The following is a 20,307-nucleotide window of genomic DNA, read 5'->3' on the forward strand; positions in this document are numbered from 1 at the left end:
TAAGCCCGTTAGCGGCGGCGGACGGCTTCGCGTTTCATCTCGTCGACGGCCTGCTCGTAGGCGGTAACCAGGGCGGCGATGGTGAGCGGCTTGAAGCGCTCGATCACGGCGGTGGCCTCCGCGGTCTGCCCCGACTGCTTGATGTGCGGCCAGACCGCGCGCTTGAACAGCCCGGTCAGCTCCTCGGCGACCTGCGTGCCGTGATCGGTGAAGATTCGTCGCGCCTCGTGGGCGGCCTCCAGCGGCATACCGATCTCCAGCAGCCCGACGCCGACGCCCAGGTGTGCCGTGGCCACGCTGAAGACATCCTCGACGGGGGTGGGCTCGATGACGCCGAGGGCCGCGAAGAGCTCCAGATCGTCGTCGGTGAGCTCGTGCCCGGCGCGCTTGACCAGCTGCTCGCGGGTGAGCGTCTCGGGCAGCTCGGGATTCCACGGCGCGAGCAGTGTGCGGTGCAGGGCCACCTGCGCGGGCGACGCGTCCGCGGGGATCTTCTCCAGATAGCCCTCGATCGCCGCGAGGGTGAACCCGTGGGCCTGCAGCTCGCGCACCAGCTCCAGCCGCGCCAGATGGTCCGGACCGTAGAAGACGTGCCGCCCCTCGCGGCGCGGCGAGGGGATGAGCCCGCGTCCGGCGTAGAAGCGCACCGTGCGCACCGTCATCCCCACGCGGGACGCCAGCTGCTCCACGCTCAGATTCTCGCTCGGATCACCATCGGTCATAGGACTGTCTCCACTTCGCTCACCCCGGCGCTACCACTCTGACAGTAATGGTGTCACAATCGAGGACAGCGGCGCACACCAGGCAGGTGGCGCCAGTGTCTCTATCCGCAATCGAGGACGGTCATGACCGAAGCTTTCGTCTACGACGCCATCCGCACACCGCGTGGCAAGGGCAAGAAGAACGGCTCGCTCCACGAGATCAAGCCCATCGATCTCGTGACGGGTCTGCTGGACGAGGTCCAGACGCGCAACTCCTCCCTGGACCCGCACCAGGTCGACGACGTCATCCTGGGCGTCGTCTCCCCCGTCGGCGACCAGGGCGCCGATATCGCGCGCACCGCCGTGCTGGCCTCCGGGTTCGCCCAGGAGACCGCGGGCGTGCAGCTCAATCGCTTCTGCGCCTCCGGCCTCGAGGCGGTCAACCAGGCCGCCGCCCGCGTCAAGTCCGGCTGGGAGGACCTCATCATCGCCGGCGGCGTCGAGTCGATGAGCCGCGTGCCGATGGCCTCCGACGGCGGCGCCTGGGCGATGGACCCCCGCACCTCCTTCCAGACCGATTTCGTGCCCCAGGGCATCGGCGCCGACCTCATCGCCACCATCGAGGGGTACAGCCGCGAGGATGTCGACACCTTCGCCGTCGAGTCGCAGGCCCGCGCCGCCAAGGCCATCGCCAACGGCTACTTCAAGAACTCGGTCATCCCCGTCAAGGACAACAACGGACTGACCGTGCTCGACCACGACGAGTTCGTCCGCGAGGGCACCACACTGGAATCGCTCTCAGGTCTCAAGGCCTCCTTCGTCGACATCGGCGACCTCGGCGGCTTCGACGCCGTCGCGCTGCAGAAGTACGTCGACGTCGAGCGGATCAACCACGTGCACCACGCGGGCAACAGCTCCGGCATCGTCGACGGCGCCGCGCTCGTCATGCTCGGCAACGAGGCCGCGGGCAAGAAGCACGGGCTCACCCCGCGCGCCCGCATCGTCTCCACCGCGGTGATCGGCTCGGAGCCGACGATCATGCTGACGGGCCCCGGACCCGCCTGCCAGAAGGCCCTCGACAAGGCCGGCCTGTCGATCGAGGACATCGACCTCATCGAGATCAACGAGGCCTTCGCCGCCGTCGCGATGAAGCTCATGCGCGACCTCGGCGACTACCCGCACGAGCAGACCAATGTCAACGGCGGGGCCATCGCGATGGGCCACCCGCTGGGTGCCACCGGAGCCATGATCCTCGGCACCCTCGTCGACGAGCTGGAGCGCCGCCAGAAGCGCTACGGCATGGCCACGCTGTGCATCGGTGGCGGCATGGGCATCGCCACCATCGTCGAGCGCATCTGACCGCCGGACCGACTTCACAGGAGAACACGCATGACCAGTACTGACGCGGTCCGCTACGACGTGGCCGATGGGATCGTCACCCTCACCATCGATGACCCGAACCAGAACGCCAACACGATGAACGAGACCTACCGCGCCTCCATGGAGGCCGCGATCGACCGTCTCGCCTCGGAGATCGCCGCCGACGGCGATGCGATCAAGGGCGTCATCGTCACCAGCGCGAAGCAGACCTTCTTCGCCGGCGGCGACCTCAAGCTCATGACCAAGGCCAGGCCCGAGGACGCCGAGGCGCTCTTCACCAATGTCGAGTCGATCAAGGCGACGCTGCGCAAGCTCGAGACGATCGGCAAGCCTGTGGTCGCGGCCATCAACGGTGCCGCGCTCGGCGGCGGCCTGGAGATCGCCCTCGCGTGCCACCACCGCATCGCCGCGGAGGGCCGCTACGAGATCGGTCTGCCGGAGGCCACCCTCGGCCTGCTGCCCGGCGGTGGCGGCGTGACCCGCACCGTGCGGATGTTCGGCATCCAGGACGCGCTCATGAAGGTGCTCGTCCAGGGCCAGCGCAACAAGCCCGAGAAGGCGCTCAGCATCGGCCTCGTCGACGAGGTCGTCCCCGCCGATCAGCTGCTCGACCGGGCAGCCGCGTGGGTGAACGAGAATGCCGGTAACGCTGAGGCCGCCACGCAGCCGTGGGATGCACGCGGCTTCAAGATCCCCGGCGGCGCTCCCTCGAATCCCAAGCTGGCGGCCTTCCTGCCGAGCTTCCCCTCGAACCTGCGCAAGCAGGTCAAGGGCGCGGACTACAAGGCGCCGAAGGCGATCATGTCGGCCGCGGTCGAGGGCGCACAGGTGGACTTCGACACCGCCAGCCGGATCGAGTCGCGCTATCTCGTGGGGCTGCTCGTCGGCCAGCAGTTCAAGAACATGACGCAGGCCTTCTTCTTCGACCTCGGCGCCATCAACGCCGGCAAGTCGCGGCCGGACGGCATCGAGAAGACGAAGGCCGCCAAGCTGGCCATCCTCGGCGCCGGCATGATGGGCGCGGGCATCGCCTATGTCTCGGCCAAGGTCGGCATCGAGGTCGTGCTGAAGGACGTCACGCTGGAGGCCGCCGAGAAGGGCAAGGCCTACAGCAAGAACCTGCTCGACAAGGCCGTCTCGCGGGGCCGGATGACGCAGGAGGCCGCCGACGAGGTGCTCGCCCGCATCACCCCGACCGCCGACTACGCCGACCTCGAAGGCTGCGACTTCGTGGTCGAGGCGGTCTTCGAGTCCGTCGAGCTCAAGCACTCGGTCTTCGGCGACCTCGAGCCGGTCGTCAAGCCCGATGCCCTGCTCGGCTCCAACACCTCGACGCTGCCCATCACCCTGCTCGCGCAGGGCGTCAAGCGGCCTGAGGACTTCATCGGCATCCACTTCTTCAGCCCCGTGGACAAGATGCCGCTGGTGGAGATCATCGTCGGCGAGAAGACCTCCGATGAGGCCATCGCCCGCGCGATCGACTACACCAAGCAGATCAAGAAGACGCCGATCGTCGTCAACGACAGCCGCGGCTTCTTCACCTCGCGGGTCTTCGGCACCCTGGTGATGGAGGGCGCTCAGCTGCTCGGTGAGGGCGTCAACCCGGTCCGCATCGAGCGCGCCGCCTCGCTCGCCGGCTTCCCCGGTCAGCCGCTCGCGATGATCGACGAGGTCTCGCTGACGCTGCCGCAGAAGATCAACGCCGAGGCCAAGAAGGCCGCCGAGGACGACGGCAAGGCCTTCCCGGACAGCCCCGCGATGGACGTGGTCAACAAGCTCGTCGACCTCGACCGCAAGGGCAAGGCTGGGGGCGCGGGCTTCTACGAGTACCCCGAGGACGGCAAGAAGTACCTCTGGCCGGGCCTGTGGGACCTCTTCGTCAAGGACGATGTCGATATCCCGGTCGAGGACATCCAGGAGCGGCTGCTGTTCATCATGAGCCTGGAGACCATCCGGTGCCTGGAGGAGAGCGTGCTGCGTACCGTCGCCGACGCCAATATCGGCTCGATCTTCGGTATCGGCTTCCCGCCCCTGCACGGCGGTGCGCTGCAGTATGCCAACGGTTACGAGGCGGCGGACGGGCGCATCGGCATCCAGGCGTTCACCGAGCGCGCGCAGCAGCTCGCCGAGCAGTACGGCGATCGCTTCGCTCCGCCGAAGCTGCTGCTCGACAAGGCGGCCGCGGGCGAGAACTTCGCCTGACACACGGCTCCAGACGATGGCCCCGGACTCTCACGAGTCCGGGGCCATCGGCATTCCGCCGGAACGTCAAGTTCAAAATTTGACAGAGTTTGAACTTCCTTGGAGGTCGAGCCTCACTGCGTGCGCGTGGCGGGGGAGCGGGTCTTGTCCGGGTCGGTCTCGGGCAGATCGCCGAGGACGTCGTCGATTGCGGCGAGGGTGCCGGCGTCGAGGGTCCGGCCGGCGGCCTCGACATTGTCGGCGACCTGCTCGGGCCGTGAGGCTCCGATGATGGCCCCGGCGATGTTGTCATTGCTGAGCACCCAGGCCAACGCCAACTGAGCGAGGGAGAGCCCCTGGCCGTCGGCGATCGGCTTGAGCCGCTGCACCGCCTCGAGGGTGTCGTCATTCATGTATCGCTTGATCATGTCGGCACCGCCCTTCTCGTCGGTGGCGCGTGATCCGGCGGGCAGTTCGCCGCCGGGCGTGTACTTGCCGGTGAGCACGCCCTGGGCCAGCGGCGACCAGACGATCTGCGACACCCCGAGCTCGCGGGAGGTCGGCACGACACGCTCGTCGATCACCCGCCACAGCATCGAGTACTGCGGCTGATTGGAGATGAGCGAGATGCCGAGATCCTTCGCGAGGTAGTGGGCGCCGCGGATCTGATCGGCGGTCCACTCGCTGACCCCGATATAGAGGGCCTTGCCGGCGCGCACGACATCGGCGAAGGCCTGCATGGTCTCCTCCAGCGGCGTCTCGTAGTCGTAGCGGTGCGCCTGGTAGAGGTCGACGTAGTCGGTCTGGAGGCGCGACAGGGAGGCGTCGATGGCCTCCATGATGTGCTTGCGCGAGAGGCCTACGTCATTGGGGCCGCTCTGCCCGGCAGGCCAGTAGACCTTGGTGAAGATCTCCAGCGAGGACCGGCGTTCACCCTTGAGGGCCTCGCCGAGTACGCGCTCGGCCGCGCCCGCGGCGTAAACGTCGGCGGTGTCGAAGCTGGTGATACCGGCATCGAGTGCCGCGCGGACGCACGCGGTGGCGACGTCGTTCTCCACCTGCGATCCGTGCGTGAGCCAGTTGCCGTAGATGATCTCGCTGATCTTCAGCCCGCTGTTGCCGAGGTATCGAAACTCCATGCCTCCACGCTAGCGCGCCCCCGAACCCGTTGAGTGTGACGTTTGGACGGCGAAATCGGGGTTATCACCGTCCAAACGTTCCCCCTTGGACTCCGCCGAGCTCCGTCGTGGGAGGTACCCACACACTCAACGCGTTCGGGTGTCTGAGGTAGGGAGAGGCCGAAGATGGGGCAACTGCCCGATGTCGGGGCCTACCTCAGGAGCCGAGGCTCGGAGCATGATTCTCGATCCGCAGAGTTACGTCACGGCCGTCCAACGAGAGCGCCTCGCGCACCAGCATGCACACGTATCGTCGAAGATGGGTTCATGGGCATGGAGACGACACCACTCGTCGGACGCGAACGCGAGCTCGAAGAGCTGCGTCATGCCCTCGGACTCGACAGGAGCCGTGCCCGCGAAGCGGTGATCCTCGGCGGTGACGCGGGGATCGGCAAGACCCGCCTGGTGCGGCAACTCGCTGTCGACGCCGCGGACGCCGGCTTCCTGGTCGTGCTCGGCCACTGCCTGGACGTCGGCGGCGCGCTGCCGTTCCAACCGCTGGCCGAGATCGTCGACGCTGCCGAACCGGCAGTACGCGACGAGCTGATCGCCGCCGCGCCGTCGCTGCGCGCCCTCGTCGGCGGCGGCGATGCCGACAACGAGGCGTCCGATGTGATCGGCGGATGGGTTCGCGCGCTGGAGCGACTCGGCGAGAACCGGCCTGTGCTGGTGATCGTCGAGGACGTGCACTGGGCCGACGAGTCGACCAGGCGTCTCGTGCACGTGATGCTCGCGCGCCGGTACTCGTCGGCGGTGAGCGTGCTGGCGACGGTGCGCAACGATGACCTCCACCGCCGGCATCCTCTGCGAACACCCCTCGCGGAGTGGACGAGGCTGCCGCAGGTGCGTCGCGTGCAGCTCGGTTCCCTCGACGATGAGGCGGTGCGTCGACTGCTGGTCACCCGCGCCGGTCGTTTCAACGATGCCGTGGACGCCGTCGTGGAGCGAGCAGAGGGCAACGCCTTCTACGCCGAGGAACTCCTCGAGGCCGAACTGAGCGGCGACCGGATCCCGGCCGAGCTCGCCGATCTCCTCCTGCTGCGCGTCGACCAGCTCGGCGCCGACGCCAGGGATACGGTCCGTGCGGTGGCCTGTGCGGGAGGACGCGTCACGATCTCCCTACTGAGTGCCGCGACATCCTGGGCCCCGTCGCGCCTGGACGACGCCCTGCGAGAGGCGGTGGATCGCAAGGTCCTCGAACCCGGACGTCGCGACGGCACCTTCCGCTTCCGCCACGCGCTGATCGCCGAGGCCGTGCACGAGGATCTTCTGCCCGGCGAGCGGGAGCGCTGGCATACGGCGTTCCTGGACGCGTTGCTGCGCGACCCGGATCGCCGTCCGGCGCACGTCGCGATGCACGCGCACGCGATCGACCGGCGGGATGTCGCGCTCGAAGCCGATGTGCTCGCGGCCGAGGAGGCGACCCGCGTCGGCGCCCATGCCGAGGCCGCCGAGCACCGGATCCGTGCGCTGAGCCTGGTCGAGGACGACCACCGATACGCGCTCGTGCGAGCGGCGGTCGACTCGCTCCTCGCGGCCGGCCGGACACGCAGCGCCTCGCGTCTCCTCGTGGAAGAACGAGCCCGCCCCGGGTGGAGTCCGGCCGACGCCACCCGGCTCGCGGCCCTGGCGGGAGATGTCGGCTACTACCAGAATGTCGCGGACCACGAGCTCATCGAGCTCGCCGAGGAGGCGTTGCGGTACGCCCAGGAGACCGACGATGTCGAGGCGAGGATGCGTGCCGAGGTGGTCGGTGCGCGGGCAGCCTGGGCGGTCCGGCGCGACGACCAGGGACTTCAACTCGCCGAACGTGCCCTGCGTGCCGCCGAGTCACTGGGCGACGAGGAAGCGGCGGCAGACGCGCAGACGACCCTCGACCGCATCGTCCATCGGGCGAGCAACAGCGATCGCACGCTCGACGAGCGATTCACGAAGCTGGTCGAGGACTCGCGTCGTCGTGGTGACCTGATGGCCGAGCTGCGGGGGCTGCATCACCTGGCCTTCGTCCGGCTCGGGCGAGGTGACCTGGCCGGCGCGGGAGAGTACTTCGCCGCGGGCCAGCAGCGGGCCGAGCAGACCCGCCGGCCGTGGTCCCCGTTCGGTTTCGACGGGCGCTTCTACGGTGCGGTCGTGTGCTATCTGCGTGGCGAATGGGACACCGTCGTCGAGCTCGCGGTCCTGCCCGAGGACGCACCGCGCACCGCCCACATGTGCATGGACGCCGTGGTCATGAGCGTGCGCGCGGCGCGCGGCGAGCGGGCAGATGAGGCCACCATCGCCCGCCACCACGCGTGGTGGCCCCGGGACATCGCGCTGACGATCCACTCGGGCATCGCCTTCATCGAGATGGCCGAGGAAGTCGACGAGATCGTGGAGGCCCACGACGCGCTGGCCGTCTCGCTGGAGACCTTCTGGCGCGAACCGCAAGCGCCCGCGCGAGTGCGGGCCAGTGCGGTGACGATCGCGGCCATCGCCCGGCACGTCGATGGGGCGACGGCGTCGCGCCGACGCGACCTCCTCGACCATGCCGAGAGGATCGCGGTGCCGGGAGCGGCGACGGTGGAGGCCCATGCGGAGATGGGGCCGGAGGGTCGGGCCTGGGCCGCGCGGCTGACGGCGGAACTCGCCTCGATGCGCTGGCGCGCGGGAACCACGACGACCCCCGCGCTGGAGGAGGTCGCGCGCTCGTGGACGACCGCCCACGAGCTCTTCGCCTCCTTCGGCGATCTCTACGAGACCGCCCGCAGCGCGCTGGGCTTGGCGACGGTCCTCGCCGCCGCGGGGGATCAGGCTGCGGCGCAGAGACTCGTGGACGATGTCCTCGCCACCGCTCATGGGCTTCGCGCCGAGCCGTTGCTCCGGGCCGCTCGACGGCTCGGCTCCGCACCCGTGTCGGCCGGCGAGCTGACGGCACGCGAGCACGAGGTGCTGGAGCTCGTGGCGGTCGGCCGGAGCAATGGGGACATCGCCGGTCAGCTGTTCATCAGCCGCAAGACGGTCTCGGTGCACGTCTCGAATATCCTCGCCAAGCTCGGAGCCTCCTCCCGGACCGAGGCCGCCGCCATCGCCCGCGACCGCGGCCTACTCACCTGAGTGACATCGCCGATCCACCCGCCCCGTCGTCGGGCGGTGACTTACGCACCCCTCGCGTGCCGGAGCGGTGGGTGGGGCACCTCTCGCTGGCCGTGAGACGTGCGTAAGTCACCGCCCTCGCGAGCGAGAGGTGCGTAAGTCACCGCCCTGGTCGGCGGTGAAGGCCTCGGGGTCGGCAGCGAGGCGGAGCCGGCTGCGGCGGATGTGCCCCTCCAGCACGTGGGCCGCCATCTGCGTCTCGCCGTCGCGGAGGGCCGAGAGGATCAGCCGGTGTTCGGCGTCGACCGCGTCCCAGCCGTCCTCGCCCATCAGCTGCGAATAGGTGCGGCGATAGTGCTGGGTGGTGTCCCAGAACCGATCGACCATCTCGATCATCGAGGCCATCGGACAGGCCGAGTAGCTGAGCTGGTGGAATCGCCGGTCCAGCTCCAGGAAGGATGCGAGATTCCGCTCCGCCTCGATGCGCTGCTGGATCGCCTCCATCTCGTCGAGGGTCTCGGGGGAGAGCCGCGGTGCGCTCTCGGCCAGCACGATCGGCTCGACGCGCTCACGCACGCGATACACGAGATCGCATTCGGCGGGGTCGTAGGCCATGACCCGGGCGCCCGCATTGGGCCGCAGCTCCACCAGCCCCTGATGTCGCAGGATCTGCAGGGCCTCGCGCACGGGGAGCCGACTGGATCCGATCTCGGCTGCGATCTGGTCCTGACGGATGCGCGCCCCCGGGGCGAGCTCACCGGAGAGGATGCGAGTCCGCAGCAGATCGACCACGCGTCCGCTGGCGAAACGGTCGGTCTCCACCGCGATCACCTCCTTGATCGGACCCAGTATTGCAGGCCCGTGGAACCGCTGAGCACCCGCAGGCTCTTCACAGATTGGATCCAATCTGCTTGAATCATCCCGACGGGGAGCATCATTGCCGCCCTCAACCGTTGTTTTGGATCAGATCGTAGGAGGATCGGTGAGCCAGTCAACCGAACTCCACCTTGCTGCACCGTGGGTGGAGATCCGCACCGATGACGACGACTGGGCCCTTGCCGACCCGGCTCTGCTGGAGGGCATGCAGGCTCAGCTGATCGTGATCCGGCTCTTCGAGGAGAAGGTCCTCGAGCTCGCAGCGGCGGGCCTCGTGCACGGGCCCGCGCACTCGAGCATCGGCCAGGAGGGCGGGGCGGTCGGCTCGATCATCGGCCTGCGCAGCACCGACACCGTCAACGGTTCCCACCGGGGCCACCATCAGTTCCTCGCCAAGGCACTGCGCCACGTGCAGGAGAAGCCCACCCTCGATCCCGACCTGAGCGGCGAGGTCGTCGAGGTGCTGCGGCGCACCCTCGCGGAGATCTGCGGCCTGGCCGACGGCTACTGCCGCGGGCGCGGCGGTTCGATGCACCTGAAATGGAGCGAGGCCGGCGCGATGGGCACCAATGCCATCGTCGGAGGCGGGATTCCCCAGGCCCTCGGCTTCGCGTGGGCGCACCGTCAGGCCCGTACCGATGACGTCTCGGTCGCCTACTTCGGCGACGGGGCCATGAACATCGGCTCCGCACTGGAGAGCCTGAACCTCGCGGCGGCCTGGCAGCTGCCCGTCTGCTTCTTCGTCGAGAACAACCAGTACGCGGTGGCGACGACGGTGGCCGAGTCCAGCGCCGAGGTGCGACTCTCCGCCCGCGGGCCGGGGTTCGGCATCCCCAGCTGGCGGGTCGACGGGATGGACCCGCTCGCCGTCCACCTGACGATGGAGGCCGCGCTGGCACGGCTCCGCGCGGGGGAGGGGCCGGTCGTCGTCGAGGCCGATGTCTACCGGTACTTCCACCAGAACGGGCCCTTCCCCGGCAGCGCCTTCGGGTACCGGGACAAGGCGGAGGAGAAGGCCTGGCGCGAGCGCGACCCGATCGCGCTCGTCGCCGGACGGCTGATCGACCGGGGCATCGCCGACCAGGCGAGGCTGGATGACTTCGAGGCCTCGGTGCGCCGTCGTCTCGACGATCTCGCCGATGACCTGCTCGAACCGGTGCCCGACGGCAAGCCGGGCGAACGCCGGATCCGTCCCGAGCGCTGGCCCGATGCGGACTTCGTGGATGTCGGGGTGCTGGGTGACCTGAGCGAGCTGGCGGATGTCGAGCCTGTGGAGCCGTCCACTTGGGACCGAGAGGTCGAGGAGGCCGGCTTCGTCGAGGTGGTCGCCGATGTCATGCGTCGGCGCCTGGAGACCGACCACCGGGTCGTCGTCATGGGGGAGGACATCCACCGCCTCAACGGCGGGACCAATGGGGCGACACGTGGACTCGCCGATGCCTTTCCCGACCGCGTCCTCGGCACTCCGATCAGCGAGAACGCCTTCTGTGGCCTCGCGGGAGGCATCGCCCTCGACGGCCGATACCGACCGGTGGTCGAGCTGATGTTCGCCGACTTCATGTGGGTCGCGGCCGACCAGATCTTCAATCAGATCGCCAAGGCCCGGCACATGTTCGGTGGCGACGATCCGGTGTCGGTGGTCATCCGCAGCAAGGTGGCGGCCGGAACCGGCTATGGTTCGCAGCACTCGATGGATCCGGCGGGGGTCCTGGCGATGTCGCAGGGTCTGCGGATCGTCGCGCCGTCAACGCCGGCGGACTACATCGGTCTGATGAATGCCGCGCTCGCCTGTGACGACCCGGTGGTGGTGCTCGAACACGTGGACCTGTACCCCACACGCGGATCGGTGCCGGCGGGCGATCGCGACTATCGGCTGGAGGTAGGACGCGCGGCCATCCGCCGCCGCGGCGACGACGTGACGATCCTGAGCTATCTGAACATGGTCGACCTCGCGCTCCAGGCGGCCGAGGAGGTCGAGGGGTTGTCGGCTGAGGTGATCGACCTGCGCTGGCTGGACCGCGCGAGCGTGGACTGGGACACGATCGAAGAGTCGGTCCGCCGCACCAACAACGTGGTCATCGTCGAGCAGGGTGCTCGCAGTACCTCCTACGGGGGATGGCTGGCCGATGAGATCCAGCGGCGCTGTTTCGACTGGCTGGACCAGCCCGTGCAGCGGGTGACCGGGGGCATCGCCTCCCCGAGCATCAGCAAGGCGCTGGAGACCGCCGCGCTCGCACGCCGCGAGGACATCGCCCAGACCCTGCGCGCCGTCGATCCACGCCGCGTTCACGCCCGCTGACCGGATCGAGGAGAGTCGCTGTGCCGAGCATCATCCACATGCCCGCCGTCGCGGCGGGGGCCGCCGAGGTGGTCCTCGCGGAGTGGAGCGTCGAGGAGGGCGCGGCGCTCGTGAGCGCCGAGCCGTATGCCGTCATCGAGACGGACAAGGCCATCGTCGACCTGGAGTCCGAGACCGACGGACTGCTCGTCCGCCAGCTCGTCGCGCCCGGGACGAGTGTCGAGATCGGCGCGCCGATCGCCCTCATCGCGGCTCCGGGAGAACAGGTCGACGATGCCGAGGCCGCGCTGACGGATCTGGGCGTCGGTGCCGAGCGGCCAAGCCCGGCGGCCGACGAGGTGAAGGATGTCGAGGCCCCGGCCCCCGCGACGCCGCCGACGACTCGGGTGTTCAGCAGCCCGCTCGCTCGCCGCATGGCCCGGGAGGCGGGGCTGCGCGTGGAGGACCTGCGGGGCACCGGTCCGGGAGGTCGTATCGTCCGCCGCGATGTGGAGGAGGCTGTGGCCGCTGCTGCAACGGCCGATCACAGCCGCGCGCCCTCTGTTTCACCGGCGCCCGCCGTGGAAGCGCCGGTGCGTCCGTCCGCCGCGGACCGGGTGCGACGCGCGACTGCGGAACGGCTCACCGCCAGCAAGCAGCAGATTCCGCACTTCTACGTGCGGGGGAGCGCCCGGGTGGACCGGCTGTTGAGTCTCCGCGAGGAGCTGCGTGACGATGAGACCCCGGTGTCGGTGAACGACCTGATCGTCCGGGCGGTCGCCCAGGCCCACCGCGCCGTCCCCGAGTTGAACGTGGTGTGGGACGACGGGCAGATCCACTCCCAGGAGAGGGTCGACATCGCCATCGCGGTGGCAACCGACCGCGGCCTGCTCACTCCGGTGGTCCGCGATGTCGCGGGCCGGTCTCTGCGCGAGGTGGTGGCCTCCACGCGCGATCTGCTCGATCGCGCCAAGAGCGGCCGTCTCGCCCAGCACGAGCTCGAGGGCGGCAGCGTCTCGGTGTCGAATCTCGGCATGTTCGGGGTCGAGGACTTCGCGGCCATCATCAACCCGCCGCAGTCGTCGATCCTGGCGGTCGGCGCGGTGACCGAGCAGGTCATCGTCGTCGACGGCGCACCCGTGGTCGGACGGGTCCTGCGCTTCACCCTGTCGGTCGATCACCGACCGGTCGACGGTGTGGTGGCGGCACGGTGGATGCGCTGCTTCACCGATCTGTTGGAGCACCCGCTGCGGATTCTGGCATGAGCGAGCGGAGCGAGCGAGGAATGGTCGGTATCTCATGCCGCCGGCGTCCTATCGTGTTCTTCTTTCTGGCGGTGGCGGCATGAGTGAGCGGAGGACGGGCGGCCTGCCGGGCCTACGCCGCCTCGATCACATCGGCATCACCGTGCCCGACTTCGAGGAGGCGCGCGCCTTCCTCGTCGATGTGCTCGGATGCGAGTACCTCTACGGCAACGGCCCGTTCCGCGACGATTCCGGTGACTGGATGGCCGAGCACCTCGACGTGCATCCGCGGACCGTGATGGAGCGACTGCACTTCTTCAGCCTCGCCGGTCAGGCCCTGCTGGAGGTGTTCGAGTACTCGGCTCCGGAGCAGGTGCGACACCCACCGCGCAACAGCGATATCGGCGGGCACCACCTCGCGCTGTATGTCGATGACCTCGACGCGGCGATCGAGCACCTGCGTGCTCACGATGTGCCGGTGCTGGGCGAGCCCACCGTCAGCGCCGGGCCGAGCGAGGGTCAGCGCTGGGTCTATGCGCGCACGCCGTGGGGCACGTACATCGAACTGGTCTCCTATCCCGATGGCAAGGCCTTCTTCCGGGAGCGTGACGCGACGAGGTGAAGCGACATGTCGAGTGACACGACAGGTTGTCGAGTCGGCGGGTTTCGACTAGGGTGCGGAATGTGACTTCCGCTCCAGGCTCGCTTCGTGAGGCGCAGAAAGCCCTGACGCGTTCCCGGATCATCGATGCCGCCGCCCTGGTCTTCGAGCGCGAGGGGTACTCCGGTGCCTCGATCGGCCTCATCACGACCGAGGCGGCGATCAACCGGGCCACCTTCTATCTGCACTTCTCCGACAAGTCGGCGGTGTTCCGCGAGGTCATCGCGCACGACCGGCTGCACCTCGACGAATACTGGCGCGAGCTCAATGCCGCGCTCATCGCGGGCACCCGCGAGGCCATCGAGGAATGGGTCTCGCGGCTGACCCAGTGGTACCGCGACAACGCCCAGCTGATGCCCGCCAAGCACGAGGCGATGGCCGGCGACCGGGACTTCGCCACCGAGTTCCAGCCGCGCTACGACCGCCTCGCTGCCCAGATCACGGACTATCTCGACACCTTCCCCGCGGAGCGGCGCGAGGACGAGAAGATCCGGGTGCAGATGCTGGTCGTGATGACCGATCAGATGTTCTTCCACGCCCTCGTGCAGGGGGTCTGGAACGGCCCTGAGGAACAGGTCCGCCAGGTCATCACCGATATCTTCTGCCGCGCCCTGGGTTTCGACTGAGGGCTCAGCCGAAGTCGCGGCCGGGCTTGGTGGAGTGCGATCCGCCGTCCACGAAGAGCGAGGTGCCCGTGACATACGAGGCCAGCGGGCTCGCGAGGTAGACGATCGCATCGGCGACATCGTCGGGGGTGCCCATCCGGCGCAGCGGCAGCGCGGACGCGTCCTCCCCCGCGAGATCGGTGTCGCGGGTGGTCATGGCCGTCTCGATCACCCCGGGGTGCACCGCGTTGACCCGGATGCCGAGCGGACCGAGGGAGGCCGCGAGCGAGTAGGTCATCATGCGCACGGCCCCCTTGGACATGTTGTAGGTCGGCATCGAGGCAGAGCCGAGCACGCCGCCGACCGAGCTGATGGTGACGATCGCGCCGGAACGGCCGCCGTCGACCATGGCCCGGGCGGCCGCCTGTGCCGTCAGGAAGGTGCCCTTGACGTTCACGTCCATCATCTGCGCGTAGTCGTCCTCGGGGACGTCCAGGACGTTCTCCATCCGCAGGACTCCGGCCGCCGGCACCGCGATGCCTACACCGCCCAGGTCCTCGGCGGCGGCGATCACCCGGCTCATGTCGCCGGCCGAGCGGACATCGCAGGACACGAACTCGGCCGCCACGCCCCGCTGCGAGAGCAGCGAGACCGTATCCTCGCCGCCCTCGCGCGGGGCGCTCTCCAGGTCGGCGATCACCACGCCCGCCGCGCCGGCATCGGCGAGGCGGAGCGCGGTGGCACGACCGAGGCCGCTCGCACCGCCGGTGATGACCGCGACCTGTCCGGCGAGCAGATCGGGCGACCAGGAGGTCACCGGGATTCCTTGAGGATCGAGGCGCCGATGAGATTGCGGAGCGCCTCGGTGGTGCCGCCGCCGAGGGTGAACATGCGGGCATCGCGGAACAGGCGCTCCATCCGGATGTTCCGGCTGTAGCCGAGCGCACCGTGGAGCTGCAGCGCGGTGCTGGTCACCGTGATCGCGTTCTCGGCCGCGTGCAGCTTGGCGAGTGCGGCGAGCTGCGGATCGGGCAGGCCGGTGCCCGAGGTGGTCGCCGAGGCCGCCGCCCGGTGGATGAGCAGCCGGGACGCGTCCAGGGCGAGGCGTGAGTCGACGAGTCGCCACTGCAGGCCCTGGAAATCGGCGATCGGGTGCCCGAACTGCTCGCGCTTCTTGACATAGGCCAGGGCATCCTCGTATCCCGCCTGCGCGAGGCCGAGTGCCACCGTCGCCGCCCCGACGCGCTGGTTGTTGTAGCGGCCCATGATGTCCTTGAGCCCATACATGAGCACGTGATCGAGCGGGACCGCGCAATCGTTGAAGTGCACGTCCATCTCGGGGATGCCTCGCAGGCCCATCATGTAGTTGCGCTTGCCCAGGTCGAAGCCCTCGGTGCCCTTCTCGACGTAGACCGCGGCGAGCCCCCGCTCCTCGCCGTTTTCGATCAGCTTGGCGACGACCACGTTGACGGTGGAGTCGCGGGCGCCGGTGATCCACGTCTTGGTGCCATTGAGCACCACGCGGTCACCCTGCACGGTCGCCGTGGTCCCCATGCCGTTGACATCGGTGCCGGAGCCCGGCTCGGAGATCTGGATGACGGGCTTGTCACCCGCGAGGACCAGCTCGGCAACGCGCTTCTTCATCCAATCCGGTCCGGCTTGCATGATGATGCTGAGTGCCCCGAGGTTCCCGTCGACGACGATCCGTCCGGAGACGCCGCACGCCTTGGCGATCTCCTCAATCACCACGACGACATCGAGGAGGCTGCCGCCGGGGCCGCCGTACTCGGTCGGGATGGTCAGGCCCATGAAGCCCGCTGCCGCGAGGTCCTTGGCGTTCTGGAAGGGGTACTCCTCGGTCTCGTCGATCTCGGTCGCGCGGTCGTAGAAGGTGGCGGCGACCTCGCGGGCGCGGGCCTGCAGCTCGAGGTGATCGGCGGTCAGATACATGGCGGTTCTTCCTTCGCGGGATGGGTGGTTCAGCTGCCGGGGGTCGCGACGAGGCCGGTGGTCTCGAGCCAGGTCGTGGTGTGTTGGGAGGCGATGAAGTCGGGGTGAGCGAGGACGCCGGCGTGGAGGTCGGCGGTGGTGGACAGTCCGTCGACCCGCAGTTCGCGTAGCGCACGCAGCATCCGGGCCCGGGCGGTGTCCCGGTCGGGACCCCAGGCGATGATCTTGGCGATCATCGAGTCGTAGTACGGGGTGATCGTGTAGCCGGTCGTGCAGTGGGTGTCGACCCGCACGCCCGGGCCCCCGGGGAGTTCGAGGTGGGCGATCCGGCCGGGATGCGGCAGAAAGGTGCGGGGGTCCTCGGCGTTGATGCGGCACTCGATGGCATGGATCTCGGGCAGGCCCTCGGGGGACTCGCTCACGCGCACCTCGCCAGTGGCGGCGAACCAGAGCTGGGCGGCCACCAGATCGTCCCCGTGCACGGCCTCGGTGACGGGATGCTCGACCTGGATGCGGGTGTTCATCTCGATGAAGAAGAACTCCTTGGAGTCCATGTCGTAGAGGAACTCAACGGTGCCCGCTCCCGCATAGGAGATGCCCGCGGCGAGGGCGCGGGCGGCCTCGCACAGACCACGGCGGACCTCCTCGGAGACTACCGGCGAGGGAGCCTCCTCGATGAGCTTCTGATGGCGCCGCTGCACGCTGCAGTCGCGCTCGCCGAGCACGACGACCCCTCCGGCGCCGTCGCCGAAGACCTGTACCTCGACGTGACGCGCGGCCCCGACGTAGCGCTCGACGTAGAGGTCCCCGGACCCGAAGACCGCGACCGCCTCGGCGGTGGCCTCGGCGAAGGCGGCATCGAAGTCCTCCTCGCGCGCGACCGGCCGGATGCCCTTGCCTCCGCCTCCAGCCGAGGCCTTGAGCAGCACCGGGAAGCCCACCTCTCGGGCGAGCGCCAGGGCCTCCCGCGGCTCGACATTCGTGAGGGTCGCACCGGGCACGACCGGAACGTCGAGCCGTTCAGCGGCGGTGCGGGCGGCGATCTTGTCGCCCATGGTGTCGATGGCCGCGGCACTCGGACCGACGAAGGCCAGCCCCGCCTCGGTCACCGCGCGGGCGAACTCGGCATTCTCGGCCAGGAAGCCGTAGCCGGGGTGGATCGCATCGCATCCGGCGGCGAGGGCGACCTGCACGATGGTGCCGATGGAGCGATAGCTGCGGGTGACATCGGCGGGGCCGATGCACACGGACCGGTCTGCCAGCCGCACCGCGAGGCCGTCGCGGTCGGCATCGGAGTGCACGACGACGGACTCGAAGCCGAGCTCGGCGCAGGCGCGCACGATCCGCACCGCGATCTCGCCGCGGTTGGCGATCAGGACCCGGTAGGAGCCTCCGGCGCGGCCCGGGACGGTCATCGGCCCAGCACGTGCACGGCGCACGCGCCGTTGTCGACGCCCCAGATGCCGCCACCGGTGCAGTGCGCGAGGGCGACCTCGGCTCCGGAGACCTGGTTGGCGCCCGTCTCGCCGCGCAGCTGCGCGACGAGCTCGACGACCTGGACCACGCCGGTGGCTCCGAGCGGGTGGCCGCGGGACAGCAGTCCGCCACCGGTGTTGACGGCAGTGCGACCGGCCAGGGACGACTCCTGGGAGAACACGAAGCTCATCCCCTCGCCGCGTTCGCACAGGCCGAGCGCCTCGTAATACATGATCTCGCCGATCGCCGCGGCATCGTGGACCTCCACGACATCGACATCCGCGGCGGTGACACCGGCCTGGTCGTAGGCCTCCTCGACCGCGCGCAGGGTGATGTCCGGCCATGCCATGTCGCGCCAGCCCTGGAAGAACTGGCCGCTCGCCACCACGGAGGAGAGCACCTGGACGGATCGGTCGTCACCGCCGGCGGCGGGATCGCTCGTCACCACCAGGGCGGCCGCCCCGTCGGCATTGGGGCACATCTGCAGCAGGGTGATCGGGTCGGCGATCAGCCGGGACTCCATCACCTCGTCGACGGTGACCGGGGTGCGGTACTGGGCGCGCGGGTTGCCGCCTGCCTGGCGGCGGCTCTTGACCGCCACCTGGGCGATGTCCTCGGGCTTGCCGCCGAAGCGGGACAGATAGGACTCGGTGCGCATTGCATAGGCCGCGGGCATCGTCAGGCCCGCGGCGATCTCCGGGTCGTCCTCGCCGATCGGCAGCAGTCCCCCTCCGAGGGCGCTGAGCTGTTCCACACCGAGCACGAGCACGGTGGTGAACTGGCCGGCGCCGACCGCCAGGCAGGCGTGAGCGAGTGCGCTCGCGCCGCTGGCGCAGGCATTCTCGTGGTTGAAGACGGGCAGGCCGTCGAGGCCCATCTCCTTGCTGATCCGCTGTCCGACGAGGGATCCGGCATAGGCGTTGCCGCAAAACAGGGCCTGCAGGTCGGTGCGGTCGACCCCGGCGTCGCGGACGGCGGCGATGCCGGCCTCGATCGCGATCGACTCGAGCGAGCGGTCGCGGAACTTGCCGAAGTCGGTCTGGGCGGCGCCGATGATGCGCACAGGTGAGCTCGTCATGGTCAGTCCTCCAGGGCGTCGAGGTCGACGGTGAAGCTGTGGTCGACGGTGCGGGGGCCATCGTCGGTGTCCTCGACGGTGGCGTGCGTGGTGATGGTGGAGCCGGGCCGCAGCGGGCGGCCCTCCTCCCAGTTGGCGACGCGTCCGAGGACGCGGACATCGCCGTCGAAGTCGGCATAGGCCAGCGCATAGGGTGTGGGAAAGCGTTTGCCCATGCGCACGACCGTCCAGGTCGCGATGGTGCCTGTCGTCGGCAGGGACGCGGCGGGAAGATCGTCGGCCCAGCAGGTGGGGCAGAGATCGCGGGCCGGGTAGAAGGTGCGGTCGCAGGTGGCGCAGTGGGTGCCGAGCAGCGCGGTGGCGGCCTCGGTCGTCGGGGTGGTCACGATGGTCTCTCCTCGGTGAAGGGTCAGGGCGCGGTCGTCAGCGCCGCACCGGTCGCGCGGGCCAGCCGGTCCTGGTCGAGTTCGAGGGCGCCGAGGATCTCCTCGTTGTCGGCGCCGAGGCGGGGCACGCTGCGTGCCGGGACGGGGGCGGAGTCCGAGAGCGCGAAGGGCGCGTGGGGCATGCGCACCTCGCCGATGTCCGGGTCCTGGACCCGGACGAACATGCCGCGGGCCTCCAGATGGGGGCAAGCCGCGATATCCGAGGAGTCCTGCACGATGCCCACTGGCACGCCGGCTGCCTCGAGCTCGGCCACGGCCTGCGCCCGGGTGCGCTCACGCAGCCAGGCCGTCATCGCGGGTAGATAGGAGTCCGGATCGGCGGCTCGGGCGGCCCCGGTGGCGGTCGCGGGATCGTCGGCCAGCTCGGGACGGCCGATGCAGGCGGCGACGCGTCGCCACATCAGGTCATTGGGCACCACCAGGGAGATGAAGCCGTCGGCGCACTCATAGGCGCCCATCGGTGCTTGGAAGGCATCCGGTCCGCGGGTGATGACCTTGCCGGTGAAGGCATGGTGCATGAGTGGACGTTCGTTGAGCGCGACCATGGTGTCGTACATGCTCACGTCGATGAGCCGGCCCTGTCCGGTGCGTTCGCGATCGAACAGGGACATGAGGATCTGGTAGCCGGCGAGGATGCCCGTGGTCATGTCGGCCAGCCCGTACATGGGCAGCTCCGGCGGACGGTCGGCGCTGCCGCCGGTCACATGGGTGATTCCGGACATCCCGAGGATGGCGGCGTCGAAGGCGGGGCGGCCAGCGAAGGGAAGACCCTCGGTGCGGCCGTAGCCGCTGATGGCCGCGTAGACCAAATCGTCGCGATCGGCCGTCAGGTCGGCATAGCCGATGCCGAGCTTGTCGACGGCGCCGGGGCGCAGGTTCTCCACGACGACATCGGCCGTGGCGACCAGCTGCCGGTAGGCCTCGATGCCCTCATCGGAACGCAGATCCAGTGTGACGCTCTTCTTGTTGCGGTTGAAGGAGAAGAAGCCTCCCGAGACCGACTCGCCGTTGTCGCCCTGGCGCTGGGGCATGAAGACGCGGCGTGGATCGCCGCCGTCGGGCCGTTCCACCTTGATGACCTCGGCACCGGCATCGGCCAGCCACATGGTGCAGTAGGGCCCGGAGATGTACTGCTCCAGGGCGACGACGCGAACGCCTTCCAAGGGCAGACGGGACATGGT

The 20,307-nt window shown here is 69.2% G+C and carries 16 protein-coding genes; 7 read left to right on the top strand and 9 right to left on the bottom strand.

Translation table 11 applies throughout. The annotated features are described in order from the left end of the window. Positions 1–8: 8 nt before the first annotated feature. The gene (locus JL108_RS08305) at positions 9–722 is read right to left on the bottom strand and encodes a MerR family transcriptional regulator (RefSeq protein ID WP_143914136.1); all 714 of its coding nucleotides are present in this window, start codon (positions 720–722) and stop codon (positions 9–11) included. A gap of 123 nt (positions 723–845) precedes the next feature. Between JL108_RS08305 and JL108_RS08310 the strand changes: the two genes are divergently transcribed. After that, positions 846–2,060 carry an acetyl-CoA C-acetyltransferase gene (locus JL108_RS08310; protein WP_205197848.1) on the top strand — a complete coding sequence of 405 codons (1,215 nt, stop codon included), beginning with the start codon at positions 846–848 and terminating at the stop codon, positions 2,058–2,060. A 30-nt stretch (positions 2,061–2,090) separates the two neighbouring features. Then, entirely contained in the window at positions 2,091–4,283 is a 2,193-nt protein-coding gene (locus tag JL108_RS08315) for a 3-hydroxyacyl-CoA dehydrogenase NAD-binding domain-containing protein (protein WP_205197849.1), read from the top strand. Positions 4,284–4,396: 113 nt separating this feature from the next. On the opposite strand, the gene JL108_RS08320 is transcribed toward JL108_RS08315, so the two are convergent. Then, positions 4,397–5,401, bottom strand: coding sequence for an aldo/keto reductase family protein (locus JL108_RS08320; protein ID WP_205197850.1), 1,005 nt, complete (start codon positions 5,399–5,401; stop codon positions 4,397–4,399). Positions 5,402–5,707: 306 nt separating this feature from the next. Here JL108_RS08320 and JL108_RS08325 point away from each other — a divergent pair, with 306 nt between their 5' ends. Then, complete coding sequence (locus JL108_RS08325) at positions 5,708–8,533, top strand: helix-turn-helix transcriptional regulator (RefSeq protein WP_205197851.1); 2,826 nt, start codon at positions 5,708–5,710, stop codon at positions 8,531–8,533. Positions 8,534–8,641: 108 nt separating this feature from the next. On the opposite strand, the gene JL108_RS08330 is transcribed toward JL108_RS08325, so the two are convergent. Continuing rightward, on the bottom strand, positions 8,642–9,334 hold the full coding sequence (locus JL108_RS08330) for a GntR family transcriptional regulator (protein WP_205197852.1): 693 nt from the start codon (positions 9,332–9,334) through the stop codon (positions 8,642–8,644). A gap of 160 nt (positions 9,335–9,494) precedes the next feature. Between JL108_RS08330 and JL108_RS08335 the strand changes: the two genes are divergently transcribed. From JL108_RS08335 to JL108_RS08350, 4 genes are all read left to right on the top strand, one after another. Further along, positions 9,495–11,687 carry a thiamine pyrophosphate-dependent enzyme gene (locus tag JL108_RS08335; protein ID WP_205197853.1) on the top strand — a complete coding sequence of 731 codons (2,193 nt, stop codon included), beginning with the start codon at positions 9,495–9,497 and terminating at the stop codon, positions 11,685–11,687. 20 nt (positions 11,688–11,707) lie between these two features. Continuing rightward, the gene (locus JL108_RS08340) at positions 11,708–12,931 is read left to right on the top strand and encodes a dihydrolipoamide acetyltransferase family protein (RefSeq protein ID WP_205197854.1); all 1,224 of its coding nucleotides are present in this window, start codon (positions 11,708–11,710) and stop codon (positions 12,929–12,931) included. Positions 12,932–13,010: 79 nt separating this feature from the next. Beyond that, complete coding sequence (locus JL108_RS08345; RefSeq protein ID WP_205197855.1) at positions 13,011–13,532, top strand: VOC family protein; 522 nt, start codon at positions 13,011–13,013, stop codon at positions 13,530–13,532. A gap of 62 nt (positions 13,533–13,594) precedes the next feature. Further along, positions 13,595–14,197, top strand: coding sequence for a TetR/AcrR family transcriptional regulator (locus JL108_RS08350; protein WP_205197856.1), 603 nt, complete (start codon positions 13,595–13,597; stop codon positions 14,195–14,197). 4 nt (positions 14,198–14,201) lie between these two features. On the opposite strand, the gene JL108_RS08355 is transcribed toward JL108_RS08350, so the two are convergent. From JL108_RS08355 to JL108_RS08380, 6 genes are read right to left on the bottom strand one after another with little or no spacing between them, the layout of a single operon-like run. Beyond that, positions 14,202–14,993, bottom strand: coding sequence for an SDR family NAD(P)-dependent oxidoreductase (locus JL108_RS08355; RefSeq protein ID WP_205197857.1), 792 nt, complete (start codon positions 14,991–14,993; stop codon positions 14,202–14,204). After that, positions 14,990–16,126, bottom strand: a complete 1,137-nt coding sequence (locus JL108_RS08360; protein ID WP_205197858.1) for an acyl-CoA dehydrogenase family protein — start codon at positions 16,124–16,126, stop codon at positions 14,990–14,992. The genes JL108_RS08355 and JL108_RS08360 overlap by 4 nt, the downstream gene beginning before the upstream one ends. 29 nt (positions 16,127–16,155) lie before the next feature. Next, positions 16,156–17,541, bottom strand: a complete 1,386-nt coding sequence (locus JL108_RS08365; protein WP_205197859.1) for an acetyl/propionyl/methylcrotonyl-CoA carboxylase subunit alpha — start codon at positions 17,539–17,541, stop codon at positions 16,156–16,158. After that, positions 17,538–18,680, bottom strand: coding sequence for a thiolase family protein (locus tag JL108_RS08370; RefSeq protein ID WP_205197860.1), 1,143 nt, complete (start codon positions 18,678–18,680; stop codon positions 17,538–17,540). The genes JL108_RS08365 and JL108_RS08370 overlap by 4 nt, the downstream gene beginning before the upstream one ends. A 2-nt stretch (positions 18,681–18,682) precedes the next feature. Further along, entirely contained in the window at positions 18,683–19,066 is a 384-nt protein-coding gene (locus tag JL108_RS20205; protein WP_205197861.1) for a Zn-ribbon domain-containing OB-fold protein, read from the bottom strand. Between the two features lie 23 nt (positions 19,067–19,089). Continuing rightward, positions 19,090–20,304 (bottom strand): CaiB/BaiF CoA-transferase family protein, encoded by a 1,215-nt coding sequence (locus JL108_RS08380; RefSeq protein ID WP_205197862.1) that lies wholly within the window; start codon positions 20,302–20,304, stop codon positions 19,090–19,092. Positions 20,305–20,307 lie beyond the last annotated feature (3 nt).

It is taken from the genome of Aeromicrobium sp. YIM 150415, from assembly GCF_016918125.1.
Classification (GTDB): Bacteria; Actinomycetota; Actinomycetes; order Propionibacteriales; family Nocardioidaceae; genus Aeromicrobium; species Aeromicrobium piscarium.